Origin of the sequence: Kluyvera sp. NPDC087067, from assembly GCF_044745165.1 — a bacterium.
Lineage (GTDB): Bacteria > Pseudomonadota > Gammaproteobacteria > Enterobacterales > Enterobacteriaceae > Kluyvera.
This window is the reverse complement of sequence record NZ_JBIUZS010000006.1, coordinates 123,560-139,305: the sequence shown is the minus strand read 5'-3', so window position 1 is coordinate 139,305 and position 15,746 is coordinate 123,560. Positions and strand designations below refer to the sequence as shown.

Genomic DNA, 15,746 nt, shown 5'->3' with positions numbered 1-15,746 from the left:
CATATAGTGATTTGTTGTGATTGATATTGGCACCGTTTTTTCATGAATGCAATGGGGTATTTTTGAGGGAATGGCGCGGTATGCTTCGGTAAGTAACGACAAATAATCAATGGTTAAACAATGTTTCAGTTACATTTGTTTGATTTATATAGGATATTTCAAGGCGGTTTTGTCGGGCTGGTTTCCCATGCTAAAGATAAGCTTATTATTGCGGCGCGCATCACAATTAATCAAATTGAATCTTGTTGTGATTATTTTTGATTATTAGAGTGTGTTCACCCGGCTAGCCTCAGATTGGGTTTAGCCTTCCTCAATGACTGGAGAGCGTGATGGAGATCCTCTACAACATCTTTACCGTCTTTTTCAACCAGGTGATGACCAACGCTCCGCTACTGTTGGGTATCGTGACCTGTCTCGGCTACATCCTGCTGCGTAAAAGCGTCAGCGTGATTATTAAAGGCACCATTAAAACCATTATCGGTTTTATGCTGCTGCAAGCAGGGTCCGGCATCCTGACCAGCACCTTTAAACCGGTAGTGGCGAAGATGTCGGAGGTTTACGGCATCAACGGTGCGATTTCAGACACCTACGCCTCGATGATGGCCACCATCGAACGCATGGGGGACGCCTACAGTTGGGTGGGCTATGCGGTGCTGTTAGCGCTGGCGTTGAACATCTGTTACGTCCTGCTGCGCCGTATTACCGGCATCCGTACCATCATGCTTACCGGACACATCATGTTCCAGCAGGCGGGGCTGATTGCGGTTTCCTTCTATATCTTCGGCTATTCGATGTGGACCACCATTATTTGCACGGCGGTGCTGGTGTCGCTCTACTGGGGCATCACGTCCAATATGATGTACAAGCCGACGCAAGAAGTGACCGACGGTTGCGGCTTCTCCATTGGGCACCAGCAGCAGTTCGCGTCATGGATTGCTTATAAAGTCGCGCCGTATCTCGGTAAAAAAGAAGAGAGCGTAGAAGACCTTAAGCTGCCCGGCTGGCTGAATATTTTCCACGACAATATCGTCTCGACGGCGATTGTGATGACCATTTTCTTCGGCGCAATTCTACTTTCATTCGGCATTGACGTAGTTCAGGCAATGGCGGGCAAAACTCACTGGACGGTCTATATCCTGCAAACCGGTTTCTCGTTTGCGGTGGCGATTTTCATCATCACGCAGGGCGTGCGTATGTTTGTCGCAGAGCTATCTGAAGCCTTCAACGGAATTTCTCAACGCCTGATCCCAGGCGCCGTTCTGGCCATCGACTGTGCGGCAATTTATAGCTTCGCACCGAACGCCGTGGTCTGGGGCTTTATGTGGGGCACCATCGGTCAGTTGATTGCCGTGGGTATCCTGGTCGGCATGGGCTCCTCCATTTTGATCATCCCAGGCTTTATCCCGATGTTCTTCTCTAACGCCACCATTGGCGTGTTTGCCAACCACTTTGGCGGCTGGCGTGCGGCGCTCAAAATTTGCCTGGTGATGGGCATGATTGAAATCTTCGGCTGCGTCTGGGCGGTGAAACTGACCGGCATGAGCGCCTGGATGGGCATGGCGGACTGGTCAATTCTGGCACCGCCGATGATGCAGGGCTTCGCCTCAATCGGCATCGCCTTTATGGCCGTCATTATTGTGATTGCACTGGCTTATATGGTCTTCGCCGGACGCGCGCTGCGCGCTGAGGAAGATGCGGAAAAACAACTGGCAGACGTTTCTGCTCAATAAGGAGTTTTGACTATGACCGTACGTATCTTAGCTGTATGTGGTAACGGGCAAGGCAGTTCCATGATCATGAAAATGAAGGTGGATCAGTTCCTGACGCAGTCAAATATTGACCATACGGTGAACAGCTGCGCGGTAGGGGAATACAAGAGCGAATTGAGCGGAGCGGACATTATCATCGCCTCGACCCATATCGCCGGTGAAATTACCGTATCCGGCAATAAATACGTCGTAGGTGTGCGCAATATGCTGTCTCCGGCGGACTTTGGTCCAAAGTTGCTGGAAGTGATCAAAGAACATTTCCCGAATGACGTGAAGTGAGGACGCACCATGAAATTACGTGATTCGCTGGCGGAAAACGACGCCATCCTGTTACAAGCCGAGGCCGCCACCTGGCAAGAAGCGGTGAAGCTGGGCGTTGACCTGCTGGTGAAGGCTGATGTGGTTGAGCCGCGCTATTACCAGGCCATCCTCGACGGCGTTGCCGAACATGGCCCTTACTTCGTGATTGCGCCGGGCCTGGCGATGCCGCACGGGCGCCCGGAGGAGGGCGTCAAGAAAACCGGTTTTGCGCTGGTGACGCTGAAAACGCCGCTGGTCTTTAACCACGAAGATAACGACCCGGTGGACATCCTGATAACGATGGCGGCGGTCGACGCCAATACCCATCAGGAAGTGGGCATCATGCAAATCGTTAACCTATTCGATGATGAAGCCAACTTCGACCGTTTACGCGCCTGCCGTACCGCGCAGGAAGTGCTCGATTTAATTGATAACGCCAATGCGGCGGCTGTTTAAAAGGAATAGCAAAATGTCATTACCTATGTTGCAGGTCGCGCTGGATAACCAGTCAATGTCTTCCGCGTATGAAACCACTCGTCTGATTGCCGATGAAGTGGACATTATTGAAGTCGGCACCATCCTTTGCGTGGCCGAAGGCGTTCGCGCGGTTCGTGACCTGAAGGCGCTTTATCCGCATAAAATTGTCCTGGCGGACGCCAAAATTGCCGATGCCGGTAAAATTCTCTCCCGCATGTGCTTTGAAGCTAATGCTGACTGGGTGACTGTGATCTGCTGTGCGGATATCAACACCACCAAAGGCGCGCTGGACGTGGCGAAAGAGTTTAACGGCGACGTTCAGATAGAACTGACCGGTTTCTGGACCTGGGAACAGGCGCAGGAGTGGCGTGACGCGGGCATCCAGCAGGTGGTGTATCACCGCAGCCGCGACGCGCAGGCGGCGGGTGTTGCCTGGGGCGAGGCGGATATCAGCGCCATCAAACGTCTGGCGGATATGGGCTTTAAAGTGACCGTAACCGGCGGGCTGGCGCTCGAAGATCTGCCGTTATTTAAAGGCATCCCGATTCACGTCTTTATCGCTGGTCGCAGTATTCGCGATGCCGCGTCACCGGTGGAAGCCGCGCGTCAGTTTAAACGCTCTATTGCCCAGCTTTGGGGCTAAGGAGCCATTATGCTGTCGAAACAAATTCCGCTCGGCATCTATGAAAAAGCGCTCCCCGCCGGGGAGTGCTGGATGGCGCGGCTGAAGCTTGCGAAAACGCTGGGTTTTGATTTTGTCGAAATGTCGGTGGATGAAACCGATGCGCGGCTGTCACGCCTCGACTGGAGTCGCGAACAGCGCCTGGCGCTGGTCAACGCGATTGCCGAAACCGGCGTACGCGTACCGTCCATGTGCCTCTCCGCTCACCGTCGTTTTCCGCTGGGCAGTGAAGACGACGCGGTACGAGCGCAGGGGCTTGAGATTATGCGCAAGGCCATTCAGTTTGCGCAGGACATCGGCATTCGCGTTATCCAGTTGGCGGGTTATGACGTTTATTATCAGGAAGCCAACAACGAAACGCGGCGTCGTTTCCGCGACGGGCTGAAAGAGAGCGTCGAAATGGCCAGCCGCGCGCAGGTGACGCTAGCAATGGAGATCATGGACTATCCGTTAATGAACTCCATCAGCAAAGCGCTGGGCTACGCTCACTATCTGAATAACCCGTGGTTCCAGCTCTACCCGGATATCGGCAATCTGTCCGCCTGGGATAACGATGTGCAGATGGAGCTCCAGGCAGGAATCGGCCATATCGTCGCCGTACACGTAAAAGACACCAAACCCGGCGTCTTTAAAAACGTGCCGTTTGGCGAAGGTGTGGTTGATTTTGAACGCTGCTTTGAAACGCTCAAAACGAGCGGTTACTGTGGGCCGTATTTGATTGAAATGTGGAGTGAAACCTCCGATGACCCGGCGCAGGAAGTGGCAAAAGCGCGTGATTGGGTGAAGGCGCGAATGGCCCGTGCGGGTCTGGTGGAGGCGGCATAATGCAAAAGCTTAAACAGCAGGTATTTGAAGCTAATATGGCGTTGCCGCACTATGGCCTCGTCACTTTTACCTGGGGCAACGTCAGCGCTATCGACCGCGCGAGCGGGCTGGTGGTGATTAAGCCTAGCGGTGTCGCTTATGAAAGCATGGGCGTTGACGACATGGTGGTGGTCGATATGTCAGGGAAGGTGGTGGAAGGCGGTTATCGTCCTTCCTCTGATACCGCGACCCATCTGGCGTTGTACCAGCGCTATCCCTCGCTTGGTGGCGTGGTGCATACCCACTCCACACATGCCACCGCGTGGGCGCAGGCAGGGCTGGCTATCCCCGCGTTGGGCACTACTCATGCGGACTACTTCTTTGGCGACATTCCCTGCACTCGGGCGTTAACAGCAGAAGAAGTGCAGGGCGAGTATGAGCTGAACACCGGCAAAGTGATCATCGAAACTTTAGGCGAAGTAGAGCCGCTGCATACGCCGGGCATCGTGGTCTATCAGCACGGCCCATTCGCGTGGGGAAAAGATGCCCACGACGCGGTGCATAACGCGGTGGTCATGGAAGAAGTGGCGAGAATGGCGTGGATTGCGCGCGCGATTAACCCGGCGCTCAACCACATTGATGATTACCTGATGAATAAGCATTTCATGCGCAAGCATGGCCCAAATGCCTATTACGGTCAGTAGTGAGTAGCCCGGCCAAGCGCAGCGCCGCCGGGATTTCTCCCTGGCTAACGACAAAAGCATTACCCCCCGAAATTTGTACTCCCACGGGATGTTACTGGTCTGGTTTCGGGGTTTTTTATGCTTCGCCCCCGGGCGGGGGCGAAGGTCGGGTATCAGCGATAAATAGCTGCGCTGGCGTGGATTAACCCATCGCTTCCCGGCTCATGCATCAGGATAGGCCGATAGTATCTGGCACCCTGTGCATCGCTCTCCTGACTGAGCGCCATGTCGGCCTCTTGCTCAGTGGCGATATTATGATTGATATAGATAACTCCCAGGCTCTGCACATCGTCCATGTTACGTGCCTGACGGCCATCAATCTTAATGGCAGCCTGTGCGCTGGTGCTAACCAGTAACGCAGCAATTACGGCAATGATGATGTTTTTCATACCTGACTCCTTACTGACAGTCCTGACGTTACGCGGGGCTCTCCTCTGGTGGTGTGTGTGACTTCTGAGTTAATTGTAATCCTTCTACAGCATCTCCACAGAGACCTTTTCTGATGCTGTTGTTCAAAAAATTACCGCTTTCCGGGCTGTTTAATTTTAAATCACCGACTTAGGCTCACTTTGCGCTTTGTGCGAATATTTTGCGCAATCAGCTTGTGTTTCCCGGGTGCGGCAAGTACTATTACGCGTCATTTTTCAGCCGACCTTTAACACGTTCCTTGCCTCCATGGGCCTCGGCTGACCCAGACAGGAGGCTGAATAATCCGTAAGGAGCAATTCGATGCGTCATTACGAAATCGTTTTTATGGTCCATCCTGACCAGAGCGAACAGGTTCCGGGTATGATCGAACGCTACACTGGTGCAATCACTGCAGCAGAAGGCACGATCCACCGTCTGGAAGACTGGGGCCGCCGTCAGCTGGCTTACCCGATCAACAAACTGCACAAAGCACACTACGTTCTGCTGAACGTTGAAGCTCCGCAGGAAGTGATCGATGAGCTGGAAACAAACTTCCGCTTCAACGATGCCGTTATCCGCAGCATGGTTATGCGTACTAAGCACGCTGTTACCGAAGCATCTCCAATGGTTAAAGCGAAAGACGAGCGTCGTGAACGTCGTGACGATTTCGCAAATGAAACCGCAGATGATGCTGAAGCTGGGGATTCTGAAGAGTAATTTCTGATGACCAACCGTCTGGTGTTATCCGGCACTGTGTGCAGGACGCCGCTTCGCAAGGTCAGCCCATCAGGAATTCCTCATTGCCAGTTCGTGCTTGAGCATCGTTCTGTGCAGGAGGAAGCCGGTTTCCACCGGCAGGCATGGTGTCAAATGCCCGTTATTATTAGCGGACACGAGAACCAAGCCATTACTCACAGTATAACGGTCGGCAGTTGCATAACCGTTCAGGGTTTTATCTGTTGCCACAAAGCAAAGAATGGCCTGAGCAAAATGGTTCTGCATGCCGAGCAGATTGAATTGATAGATTCTGGAGACTAGCCAAATGGCACGTTATTTCCGTCGTCGCAAGTTCTGCCGTTTCACCGCGGAAGGCGTTGTTGAGATCGATTACAAAGACATCGCAACGTTGAAAAACTACATTACCGAAAGCGGTAAAATTGTCCCGAGCCGTATTACCGGTACTCGTGCAAAATACCAGCGTCAGCTGGCTCGCTGCATCAAGCGCGCTCGCTACCTGTCCCTGCTGCCGTATACCGATCGTCATCAGTAATCGGCCGCCGTCTATTAACGACTTTAAGAGGATAAGGTAATGCAAGTTATTCTGCTTGATAAAGTAGCAAACCTGGGCACCCTGGGTGATCAAGTTAACGTTAAAGCGGGCTACGCTCGTAACTTCCTGGTACCACAGGGCAAAGCTGTTCCTGCTACCAAGAAAAACGTTGAATTCTTCGAAGCACGTCGTGCAGAACTGGAAGCCAAACTGGCTGACGTTCTGGGCGCTGCAGAAGCTCGTGCTGCACAGATCGTAGCACTGGAATCAGTAACCATCGCGTCTAAAGCTGGCGACGAAGGTAAACTGTTCGGTTCCATCGGTACTCGCGACATCGCTGATGCAGTTACTGCTGCTGGCGTTAATGTTGCTAAGAGCGAAGTTCGTCTGCCGAACGGCGTTCTGCGTACTGTTGGCGAGCACGAAGTGAACTTCCAGGTTCACAGCGAAGTATTCGCTAAAGTTATTATCAACGTTGTTGCTGCTTAATCAGCAACCCACGTTTTGATAACAACAAACCGCCGGCCTTGTGCCGGCGTTTTGCTTTCTGGCCCCCGCGCTTTTCAACTGGCTATCTTTCATCCTTTTCGCGATAATCATAAAAATAAAACATTATTTTAATTTATGGTGGAAGAATGGATACTCTCAGCCAGCCTCCCTTATTTTCTCGTAAGAACATCGTTTACCTCAGCGCCGCTTTCTGCTGCTTGCTCTGGGGAAGCGCCTATCCGGCTATCAAAAGCGGATATGAAATCTTCCAGATTGCTGCTGACGATATCCCGACCAAAATTGTCTTTGCTGGCTATCGCTTCCTGTTTGCAGGATTACTGTTGTTACTGCTGGCGATGGCGACACGAAAACCGATTGCGCGACTTAGTCCGCGCCAATTCGGGCAGCTGACGCTATTGGGTCTGACGCAAACCTCACTGCAATATATTTTCTTCTACATTGGCCTCGCCTTCACGACCGGGGTTAAAGGCTCGATCATGAATGCGACCGGCACATTCTTTAGCGTACTGCTGGCGCACTTTATCTATCAAAACGACAAGCTCAGCTATAACAAAACGTTGGGCTGTATTTTGGGCTTTGCGGGCGTGATGGTGGTGAACTTCAACAGCGGCCTGCTGGACTTCAGCTTTAGCCTGCTGGGGGATGGTTCGGTCGTGCTGGCGGCCTTTATTTTGTCGGCAGCCTCGCTGTATGGAAAACGGATCTCTCAGACGGTCGACCCAACGGTGATGACCGGCTATCAGCTGGGGCTGGGTGGCCTGGCGCTGGTGGTGGGCGGCTATCTTAGCGGCGGAGAGCTTACCTTCCACGGCATCTCATCGGTGGCGATTCTGGGCTACCTGACGCTACTTTCTTCGGTGGCTTTCGCCTTGTGGAGCATTCTGCTCAAATACAATCGCATGGGCATGATCGCGCCGTTTAACTTCCTGATCCCGGTCTCGGGTTCGGTGCTGTCGGCGATTTTCCTCGGAGAGGATATTCTCGAATGGAAATATGCGCTGGCGTTGCTGCTGGTGTGTTCGGGGATTTGGTGGGTGAATAAAGTAAAAAGATAGTTTGAGGTTGTCGGGTAATCCCGGCGTCGCGCAGCGAAGCCGGGCTACCACTTGATTCCTGATGGCGCTGCGCTTATCAGGCCTACCAAAACGTAGGCCGGGTAAAGCGGAGCCGCAACCCGGCAATCAGCACGATTAACGAGCGCGAATAAAGCTGCCGTCTGCCTGACGGGTAAACAGCACCTGTCCGTTATCAGACTCAATGGTTAATCCCGTCACCACGCCGTTCGCGTTTTTACGAATCTGCACCTGTTGACCCTTTTTCAGGGTGCTAAGCGGTTTACCCGCTCCTTCAACCTGCGCCATCGCGTACACATCGGTTGGCGGCAGATTATTGTCGCGGAACAGCTGCGCCATCGTCTTGCCGGCCTCGACCTGATAGGTCCGCCATTGATTGCTGTCGGCGCTCTCCTGATACGGCTGAGTGCGTGACGGCGCGGCCTGTTCCGTTGGCTGCTCTTCCTGCACAGGTTCAGGTTCTACCGGTGCGACCTGATCCGGGTCATTTGACGGCGTGACCAGCTGCGCGTGTAACGGCTGAGCGTCAGGCTGCGGTGTAGACTGCGACTGGAAGTCTAGCTGCGCATTACGGCTCACGGGCGCAGGCGGACTGTCATCTGCAGATGGCAGCAAAAAGCCGATAATTACCACCACTGCGGCGATAATCACCCCGCGACGGTGGGCAAGCGGCAACGGATCCAGGATGCGGAGATTATCCGGCGCGTGCCAGATTTTCGTCAGCAAAGGTTTTACTTCAAATCTCCCGGGCATGGCTTTCCTCCTGCTCCGTGTCTTCGCTATCAACTAACTGCCTGATGAACGTGGTAAAGCACTCTTTCATCATATCCCATAGGTAATATTTATTGTTTCTTTTTCCCGGTAATTTGTCATCTTTCCTGACACAAAGTTTTACCCTATGCGGCGTGACTGCTATGCTGCCCGCTACTTTATACCCGAAGAAAGGAAAGACGATGGCCACCCCGACTTTTGACACCATTGAAGCACAGGCAAGCTACGGTATTGGCCTGCAGGTAGGACAGCAGCTGAGCGAGTCCGGTTTGCAGGGTTTACTGCCGGAAGCACTGGTTGCCGGTATTGCCGATGCGCTGGAAGGCAAACAGCCTGCTGTGCCGGTAGACGTTGTTCACCGTGCACTGCGTGAAATTCACGAACGTGCTGATGCCGTTCGTCGCGAGCGTTTTGCCTCAATGGCAGAAGATGGCGTGAAATACCTGGAAGAAAACCGTGAGAAAGAAGGCGTGAACAGCACCGAAACCGGTCTGCAGTTCCGCGTTCTGACCCAGGGCGAAGGCGCAATCCCAGCGCGTACCGACCACGTTCGCGTACACTACACCGGTAAACTGATTGATGGCACCGTCTTCGACAGCTCCGTTGCACGTGGCGAACCGGCTGAATTCCCGGTTAATGGCGTGATCCCAGGCTGGATTGAAGCGCTGACCCTGATGCCAGTTGGCTCTAAATGGGAACTGACTATCCCTCACGAACTGGCCTACGGCGAACGCGGCGCGGGTGCATCTATCCCTCCGTTCAGCACGCTGGTCTTTGAGGTCGAGTTACTGGAAATCCTGTAACCCTCGCGTTTATCCTCTCTCCGCAGGGGGAGAGGATACAAACTCCTGAAGTTTGATATATCCTGGGATTTAATCTTGCAAATACCGTTGTTGCGTGTATTTTTGTGAGCTGTTTCCCATAGGTGAGGTGATATAACACTCACTTTAAACATAAAATTAACATTATATTTAAATCATAGTATTCATCCCTCCGATTCTTACCTAATATCGAGACATCCTATAGATGGGATAGTCTTGCATGACGACATAAAGGGCCAGTAGAGCCTGCACAACACAGACAGAAACAACAGGAAGAAATCACATGGTTGATCAGATCAAGGTCGCTGCTGCCGATGGGCAAGAGCCGACCGAACAATCGCTACGGCGAAACCTAACTAACCGGCATATTCAGCTAATCGCGATCGGCGGCGCCATCGGGACAGGTCTGTTTATGGGCTCCGGGAAAACAATCAGCCTCGCGGGGCCGTCGATCATCTTCGTGTATATGATCATCGGCTTTATGCTTTTCTTCGTGATGCGTGCGATGGGCGAACTGCTGCTCTCTAACCTCGAATATAAGTCGTTCAGTGATTTTGCAGCTGACCTGCTTGGCCCGTGGGCGGGCTATTTTACCGGCTGGACGTACTGGTTCTGCTGGGTTGTCACCGGGATGGCCGATGTGGTGGCGATAACCGCCTACGCGCAATTCTGGTTCCCCGGACTCTCCGACTGGGTGGCCTCGCTGGCGGTAGTTGTCCTGCTGCTGAGCCTGAACCTTGCCACCGTGAAGATGTTCGGTGAGATGGAGTTCTGGTTTGCGATGATCAAAATCGTCGCCATCGTCGCGCTGATTATTGTCGGCCTGGTGATGGTGCTGACGCACTTTACCTCGCCAACCGGCGTTGAGGCCTCGTTTGCACACCTGTGGAACGACGGCGGCTGGTTCCCGAAAGGCATTAGCGGTTTCTTTGCGGGCTTCCAGATTGCGGTATTCGCGTTTGTGGGGATTGAGCTGGTGGGAACCACCGCCGCTGAAACCAAAGACCCTGAGAAATCGCTGCCGCGCGCAATTAACTCTATTCCTATCCGCATCATCATGTTCTACGTGTTCGCGCTGATCGTGATTATGTCCGTGACCCCGTGGAGCTCAGTGGTACCGGATAAGAGCCCGTTTGTTGAACTGTTTATGCTGGTCGGCCTGCCTGCGGCGGCAAGCATCATCAACTTTGTGGTGCTGACGTCTGCCACCTCATCCGCTAACAGCGGCGTGTTCTCAACCAGCCGTATGCTGTTTGGCCTGGCACAAGATGGCGTCGCGCCTGGCCTGTTCGCTAAGCTCTCCAAACGCGCGGTACCGGCGAAAGGCTTGACCTTCTCCTGTATCTGCCTGCTGGGCGGCGTGGTGATGCTGATGGTCAACCCAAGCGTGATTGCGGCATTCACCATGATCACCACCGTCTCAGCGATTCTGTTTATGTTCGTCTGGACGATTATCCTGTGTTCTTACCTGGTTTACCGTAAGCAGCGTCCACACCTGCATGAATCTTCCAAATACAAAATGCCGTTGGGCAAAGTGATGTGCTGGGTATGTATGGCGTTCTTCGCCTTCGTACTGGTGCTGCTGACGCTGGAAGCCGATACCCGTGAAGCGCTGATGGTGACGCCAATTTGGTTCATCGTGCTGGGGCTGGGTTGGATGTTCCTGCGTAAGAATCAGCGGGCTAAGTAAGGTACGATTGCCCGATGGCGCTTTGCTTATCGGGCCTACGAGCGCGATCGTTGTAGGCCGGGTAAGCGCAGCGCCACCCGGCAGTACCAGTCTCAAACCTCAAAGCGCCCATCGTGGCGCTTTCTTCGTTTTTGCGCCCCACCTCGACGTCCTCCCTTTCTTAACGTGCTACTTTCCCCGCCACAAACGAAAAGCCTATGGAGATAAAATGCGTCAGAGAACAATTGTTTGCCCGGTAATTCAAAATGAGGGCGAATACCTGTTATGCAAAATGGCAGCCGATCGTGGTGTTTTCCCTAATCAATGGGCGCTATCCGGCGGCGGCATGGAGCCGGGCGAAACGATGGAAGAAGCGCTCAGACGAGAGATCCGTGAAGAACTTGGCGAGGCGCTGGTTATTTCTGAGGTGAAGCCGTGGGCCTTTCGCGATGACGTGCGGGTGAAAACCTACGCCGATGGCACCACCGAGCAAATCTACATGATTTATCTCATCTTTGACTGCGTAAGCGCCAACCGTGATGTCACTTTCAATGAAGAGTTTCAGGAAATTGCCTGGGTGAAACCCGAAGCGCTAGCGGATATGGACTTAAACGTGGCGACGCAGGAAACGTTCCGCCAGAAAGGACTGCTGTAAACAAAACCGCCCCCATCAGGAGGCGGCTGACCAACTTATTCCCCGGCCAGTGCGCGCGGGAACAGAACGTTATTTTCGAGGCTGATATGTTCCATCAGGTCATCGATCATCTCGTTAATGCCGTTGTACATCGCCTTCCACGTGGTGCAGGCTTCCGGCGGGATGGTAACGTTCTGCGTGGTGTGCTTAATCACTTCCAGCAGTTCACCCGCTTCATCGTGCTCGCTTTCCATTACGCTGATTGGGCCCATCGCCTGACTGCCCATGCCTTGTTTGATCATTGGGAACAGAATCTGTTCTTCTTTCATCATGTGGCTGGAGAGTTCCTGGTGCAGCATGGTCAGGTATTTAGCCAGACCTTTCGGTACGTTGGGTTTGTCGGCGTGAACGCGCTCAACCTTGGTAGCCTGTAAAATCAGCTCCGGCAGCTGCTCGCGGTGACGGTCATGATAACGCACCACAATGTGATCGATGATTTCCGGCAGCGGGGCGACACGCCAGTCTTTCTCAACCGGTTGTTCCGCTAATTTTGCCAGCTCTGCTTCAATGACTTCGACGTCCAGTTCTTTCCTTGCCGCCGCGCGAGCAAGCGTCTGCTTACCGCCGCAGCAGTAATCCATATCGTATTTACGGAACAGCGCGGATGCGCGTGAAATGGAGAGCGCAAGCTCGCCTAAGGGTTGGTCGCGAAAGGCCATAACAGTTACCTCGTCATCAATAATATAAGGTGTATTTTAAATGCATCTTTAAATAAAGATATACCCCTTTAGAGGGAGTGGAGAAAAAGTGATGGCTGTCACAAAAATTTATTTATGTTTAAGATGCTGAATCTTATTAAGAATGGGTCTGGTACGACCTGAATCGATTAAATAACCCCGCCATACTGCCGATAGTGAGACTCCAGATCACCTGCACTAGAAAGGCAAATGATGTTCAAAAGAATAAAAGTCATCACCGTACTGATTATCGTGCTGCTCGCGTTGGGCGCGATGCAGCTTATCTCGGCGGGCGTATTCGTACGTGCGCTCAACAACGATAAGCAAAACTTCAACGTTTCACAGCTCTCAAGCCAGAACGTCGCGGAGTTCACCGACGCGTGGATAAGTCTCAACCAGGCGCGCGTTACGCTCAACCGTGGCATGCTGCGTCTGCAAGGCACGATGGCGAGCAGTATCAACGGCGGTGAATTGAAAACGCTGGTGGATACCGCAAACAATCTGCTGGTGGATGCCAAACGTCACTACGACAAATATTACGCGCTGCCAGAAACGCCGGGGCTCGATGGGAATCTGTCAGACAGTCTTGAAAAGCAGTACGGTATTTACTCTGCCACGCTCGCGCGCATGAACGAACTGCTCGCGGAAGGCAAGCTGGATGAGATGTTCAAGCAGAACGCTGAACAGAAACAGCAGGCGATGCAGGCGGTTTATCAGCAATGGCGTGCGGCGCAGGCGACGTTGACCAGTGCGGGTATCCAGCAAAATAACAGCGACTACACTCGGATACTGTGGACGCTGGCGGCGATCATGCTGATGGTGGTCGCGGTGATTGTTGTGAGCTGGGTGGCGATGCAGCGCGTACTGCTCAAGCCGCTGCATTTGGTGATGGCGCATATCCGCCATATCGCTGAAGGCGACCTGACCAACGACATTAATACCGAAGGTAGCAACGAAATGGCGCTGCTGGCGCGCAACGTCAATGAAATGCAGCAGTCGCTGGCGAAAACCGTCGGCGTGGTGCGTGAGGGCGCAGATACTATTTACACCGGGGCGGGTGAAATATCGGCGGGCAGTAGCGATCTGTCATCGCGTACCGAGCAACAGGCGGCGTCGCTTGAAGAAACGGCCGCCAGCATGGAGCAGCTGACCGCCACCGTTAAGCAGAATGCTGACAACGCCCGCCAGGCAACTCAGCTGGCGCATAACGCGTCGCAGACGGCGCAGAAGGGCGGCAATGTGGTGGACGGCGTTGTACGTACGATGGACGAAATCGCCGCCAGTTCCAGCAAGATTGCGCAGATCACCAACGTCATTGATGGTATTGCCTTCCAGACCAATATTCTGGCGCTGAACGCGGCGGTGGAAGCGGCACGTGCCGGTGAGCAGGGGCGTGGATTTGCGGTCGTTGCTGGAGAAGTTCGCACTCTGGCACAGCGGAGCGCGCAGGCGGCGAAAGAGATCAAAGGGCTGATTGATGATTCCGGCAACCGCGTTAACGCGGGCTCGGCACTGGTACACGAAGCCGGTGCTACGATGGCGGAAATCGTCAATGCGGTTACGCGCGTGAGCGACATTATGGGTGAAATTGCCTCCGCCTCCGACGAACAAAGCCGTGGGATCGATCAGGTCGGCCAGGCTGTCGCCGAGATGGATCGCGTAACCCAGCAGAACGCCTCGCTGGTGGAAGAGTCGGCAACGGCCGCCGCCGCGCTGGAAGAGCAGGCTGCACGACTGAACGAAACGGTGGCGGTGTTTAAAATTACGCGCCAGCAGCGGATGCAAAAAGCGCCGGTGAGAAAGGCCCATGTGCCAGCGGCGAAAGCCGCGCCGCAAAATGAGGCGAACTGGGAAACCTTCTAAGCGTTGTGCTGCAAAGACCGGCATTCTCGCCGGTCTTTGCTTGCCGGATGGCGGCGTAAACGCCTTATCCGGCCTACACCAGCCGGTAGGCCTGATAAGCGAAGCGCCATCAGGCAACTTTCTTCGCGCTGGCCTCGTAGGCCTGATAAGCGAAGCGCCATCAGGCAATACTGGCACGTTGCCTCATACCGGCACCACCGCCGGTTTCTGCGGTTTTGAGCGCACCGCAATCACTACCCCTACCACCAGCAGCGTAATCCCGCAAAGCGTCAACACAGGCGGCATTTGCTGGCGTAATAAGAAGGTGTACAGCAACCCCGCCAGGGTTTCGAAGACAATCAACGGCCCTAACACCACCGTCGGCAACCGTTGGCTTGCCACGTTCCAGCACAGCGCCCCCACCCATGAACACAGTACGGCAATGGCCACCATTAACCCGATAAAGACCGCCGGACGCGGGCCAAAAGGCAGGGCGAAATCAGGCGTTTGTATATCCAGCCACCAGCAGGCCGCGGCGTATCCGACGATGGAGACGGGGAGTGTCACCAGCGCCTGCGCGGTCGCCCACATGAGCGGCGGTTTTTGCGGGTTCTCCCGTAACCAGCGGGCGTTGCGCAGCGCATACCACGCCCAGCACACGACTGAGACTGAGGCCAGCGCGATCCCTGAACCGTAGCGCCAGCCGCTAAAATCGGGCTGCCCCTGACGCAATTCGGCGACGTTCACACACATTAGACCGATACCAATCAGCACCAGTGCAGGCATCAGCCGACGCCATGAGAGTTTGCCGTCGCGCTGGCTGTAAAGCAGGTTAGCGAAAACAGGGATTACCACCGGCAGGGTGGCGATAATCATTGTCGAAACCGGCGCGCCGGTACGCTGAATGGCGCTGGCAAGGCACAGGTAATAAATCACGTTCCCGACCATCGTCAGCGCCAACGCCGTCCACCAATCCTGGCGCGTAAGCTGCCGTAAACGTCCACGCCCCAGCCATGCCAGCGGTAGCGCAATCAGCCCCAACGCCAGATAGCGCCCCATCGACTGCAACACCGCCGGGTATTCCGGCACGATAAGCGGGCCAACAAAAATCAGTCCCCACATTAATCCCGCCAACAGGGCGTACAGCACTCCGCTAATCATCATAAAATCCAAATCTATTTATCATGCGCCAAGTGTAGGAAGGGAAAAGCGTTCAGTATTGTATGAGATTGCTGA

General features: G+C 54.0%; 19 protein-coding genes and 1 pseudogene. 15 read left to right on the top strand and 5 right to left on the bottom strand.

What is annotated here, in order from left to right:
- Positions 1–329: 329 nt before the first annotated feature.
- The 6 genes from ulaA to ACIPDS_RS16230 are packed head-to-tail and all read left to right on the top strand — an operon-like array spanning position 330 to position 4,736.
- Positions 330–1,730, top strand: coding sequence for a PTS ascorbate transporter subunit IIC (ulaA, locus tag ACIPDS_RS16255; RefSeq protein WP_400737895.1), 1,401 nt, complete (start codon positions 330–332; stop codon positions 1,728–1,730).
- A 12-nt stretch (positions 1,731–1,742) separates the two neighbouring features.
- Complete coding sequence (gene ulaB, locus ACIPDS_RS16250) at positions 1,743–2,048, top strand: PTS ascorbate transporter subunit IIB (protein WP_166516609.1); 306 nt, start codon at positions 1,743–1,745, stop codon at positions 2,046–2,048.
- Positions 2,049–2,057: 9 nt separating this feature from the next.
- Positions 2,058–2,525 (top strand): PTS ascorbate transporter subunit IIA, encoded by a 468-nt coding sequence (ulaC, locus tag ACIPDS_RS16245; RefSeq protein ID WP_400737892.1) that lies wholly within the window; start codon positions 2,058–2,060, stop codon positions 2,523–2,525.
- A 13-nt stretch (positions 2,526–2,538) separates the two neighbouring features.
- Entirely contained in the window at positions 2,539–3,189 is a 651-nt protein-coding gene (gene ulaD / locus ACIPDS_RS16240) for a 3-keto-L-gulonate-6-phosphate decarboxylase UlaD (RefSeq protein ID WP_166516611.1), read from the top strand.
- A 9-nt stretch (positions 3,190–3,198) separates the two neighbouring features.
- Positions 3,199–4,053: an L-ribulose-5-phosphate 3-epimerase UlaE gene (gene ulaE, locus ACIPDS_RS16235; RefSeq protein WP_400737888.1), complete on the top strand. Its 855-nt coding sequence runs from the start codon at positions 3,199–3,201 to the stop codon at positions 4,051–4,053.
- Positions 4,053–4,736, top strand: a complete 684-nt coding sequence (locus ACIPDS_RS16230; RefSeq protein WP_400737885.1) for an L-ribulose-5-phosphate 4-epimerase — start codon at positions 4,053–4,055, stop codon at positions 4,734–4,736. The genes ulaE and ACIPDS_RS16230 overlap by 1 nt, the downstream gene beginning before the upstream one ends.
- A gap of 152 nt (positions 4,737–4,888) precedes the next feature.
- Here the strand turns inward: ACIPDS_RS16230 and ACIPDS_RS16225 are convergent, their stop codons facing one another.
- Positions 4,889–5,164 (bottom strand): DUF1471 domain-containing protein, encoded by a 276-nt coding sequence (locus ACIPDS_RS16225; protein ID WP_166516614.1) that lies wholly within the window; start codon positions 5,162–5,164, stop codon positions 4,889–4,891.
- 340 nt (positions 5,165–5,504) lie between these two features.
- Here ACIPDS_RS16225 and rpsF point away from each other — a divergent pair, with 340 nt between their 5' ends.
- The 5 genes from rpsF (at position 5,505) to ACIPDS_RS16200 (ending at position 8,018) form a co-directional block, all read left to right on the top strand.
- Entirely contained in the window at positions 5,505–5,900 is a 396-nt protein-coding gene (gene rpsF / locus ACIPDS_RS16220; RefSeq protein ID WP_096758559.1) for a 30S ribosomal protein S6, read from the top strand.
- 6 nt (positions 5,901–5,906) lie between these two features.
- Positions 5,907–6,221: a primosomal replication protein N gene (gene priB / locus ACIPDS_RS16215; protein ID WP_166516615.1), complete on the top strand. Its 315-nt coding sequence runs from the start codon at positions 5,907–5,909 to the stop codon at positions 6,219–6,221.
- A gap of 4 nt (positions 6,222–6,225) precedes the next feature.
- On the top strand, positions 6,226–6,453 hold the full coding sequence (gene rpsR, locus ACIPDS_RS16210) for a 30S ribosomal protein S18 (protein WP_002210155.1): 228 nt from the start codon (positions 6,226–6,228) through the stop codon (positions 6,451–6,453).
- A gap of 39 nt (positions 6,454–6,492) precedes the next feature.
- Positions 6,493–6,942: a 50S ribosomal protein L9 gene (gene rplI, locus ACIPDS_RS16205; RefSeq protein ID WP_166516616.1), complete on the top strand. Its 450-nt coding sequence runs from the start codon at positions 6,493–6,495 to the stop codon at positions 6,940–6,942.
- Between the two features lie 146 nt (positions 6,943–7,088).
- On the top strand, positions 7,089–8,018 hold the full coding sequence (locus tag ACIPDS_RS16200) for a DMT family transporter (protein ID WP_400737877.1): 930 nt from the start codon (positions 7,089–7,091) through the stop codon (positions 8,016–8,018).
- Positions 8,019–8,153: 135 nt separating this feature from the next.
- On the opposite strand, the gene ACIPDS_RS16195 is transcribed toward ACIPDS_RS16200, so the two are convergent.
- A complete protein-coding gene (locus tag ACIPDS_RS16195) occupies positions 8,154–8,789 on the bottom strand; it encodes a LysM-like peptidoglycan-binding domain-containing protein (protein ID WP_400737874.1) in 636 nt (211 codons plus the stop codon).
- A gap of 200 nt (positions 8,790–8,989) precedes the next feature.
- Between ACIPDS_RS16195 and fklB the strand changes: the two genes are divergently transcribed.
- From fklB to nudI, 3 genes are all read left to right on the top strand, one after another.
- On the top strand, positions 8,990–9,610 hold the full coding sequence (fklB, locus tag ACIPDS_RS16190) for an FKBP-type peptidyl-prolyl cis-trans isomerase (RefSeq protein WP_400737871.1): 621 nt from the start codon (positions 8,990–8,992) through the stop codon (positions 9,608–9,610).
- Positions 9,611–9,911: 301 nt separating this feature from the next.
- Positions 9,912–11,318 carry a D-serine/D-alanine/glycine transporter gene (gene cycA / locus ACIPDS_RS16185; protein WP_166516620.1) on the top strand — a complete coding sequence of 469 codons (1,407 nt, stop codon included), beginning with the start codon at positions 9,912–9,914 and terminating at the stop codon, positions 11,316–11,318.
- Positions 11,319–11,526: 208 nt separating this feature from the next.
- A complete protein-coding gene (gene nudI, locus ACIPDS_RS16180) occupies positions 11,527–11,952 on the top strand; it encodes a nucleoside triphosphatase NudI (protein WP_400737868.1) in 426 nt (141 codons plus the stop codon).
- A 35-nt stretch (positions 11,953–11,987) separates the two neighbouring features.
- Here the strand turns inward: nudI and ytfE are convergent, their stop codons facing one another.
- Positions 11,988–12,650 carry an iron-sulfur cluster repair protein YtfE gene (gene ytfE, locus ACIPDS_RS16175; RefSeq protein WP_400737865.1) on the bottom strand — a complete coding sequence of 221 codons (663 nt, stop codon included), beginning with the start codon at positions 12,648–12,650 and terminating at the stop codon, positions 11,988–11,990.
- A 231-nt stretch (positions 12,651–12,881) separates the two neighbouring features.
- Here ytfE and ACIPDS_RS16170 point away from each other — a divergent pair, with 231 nt between their 5' ends.
- The gene (locus ACIPDS_RS16170; RefSeq protein WP_400738278.1) at positions 12,882–14,531 is read left to right on the top strand and encodes a methyl-accepting chemotaxis protein; all 1,650 of its coding nucleotides are present in this window, start codon (positions 12,882–12,884) and stop codon (positions 14,529–14,531) included.
- A gap of 39 nt (positions 14,532–14,570) precedes the next feature.
- Here the strand turns inward: ACIPDS_RS16170 and ACIPDS_RS16165 are convergent.
- Positions 14,571–14,648 (bottom strand): annotated as a pseudogene (locus ACIPDS_RS16165) (hypothetical protein); the annotation flags it as partial.
- Between the two features lie 66 nt (positions 14,649–14,714).
- A complete protein-coding gene (locus tag ACIPDS_RS16160; RefSeq protein ID WP_400738275.1) occupies positions 14,715–15,671 on the bottom strand; it encodes a DMT family transporter in 957 nt (318 codons plus the stop codon).
- Positions 15,672–15,746: the final 75 nt, after the last annotated feature.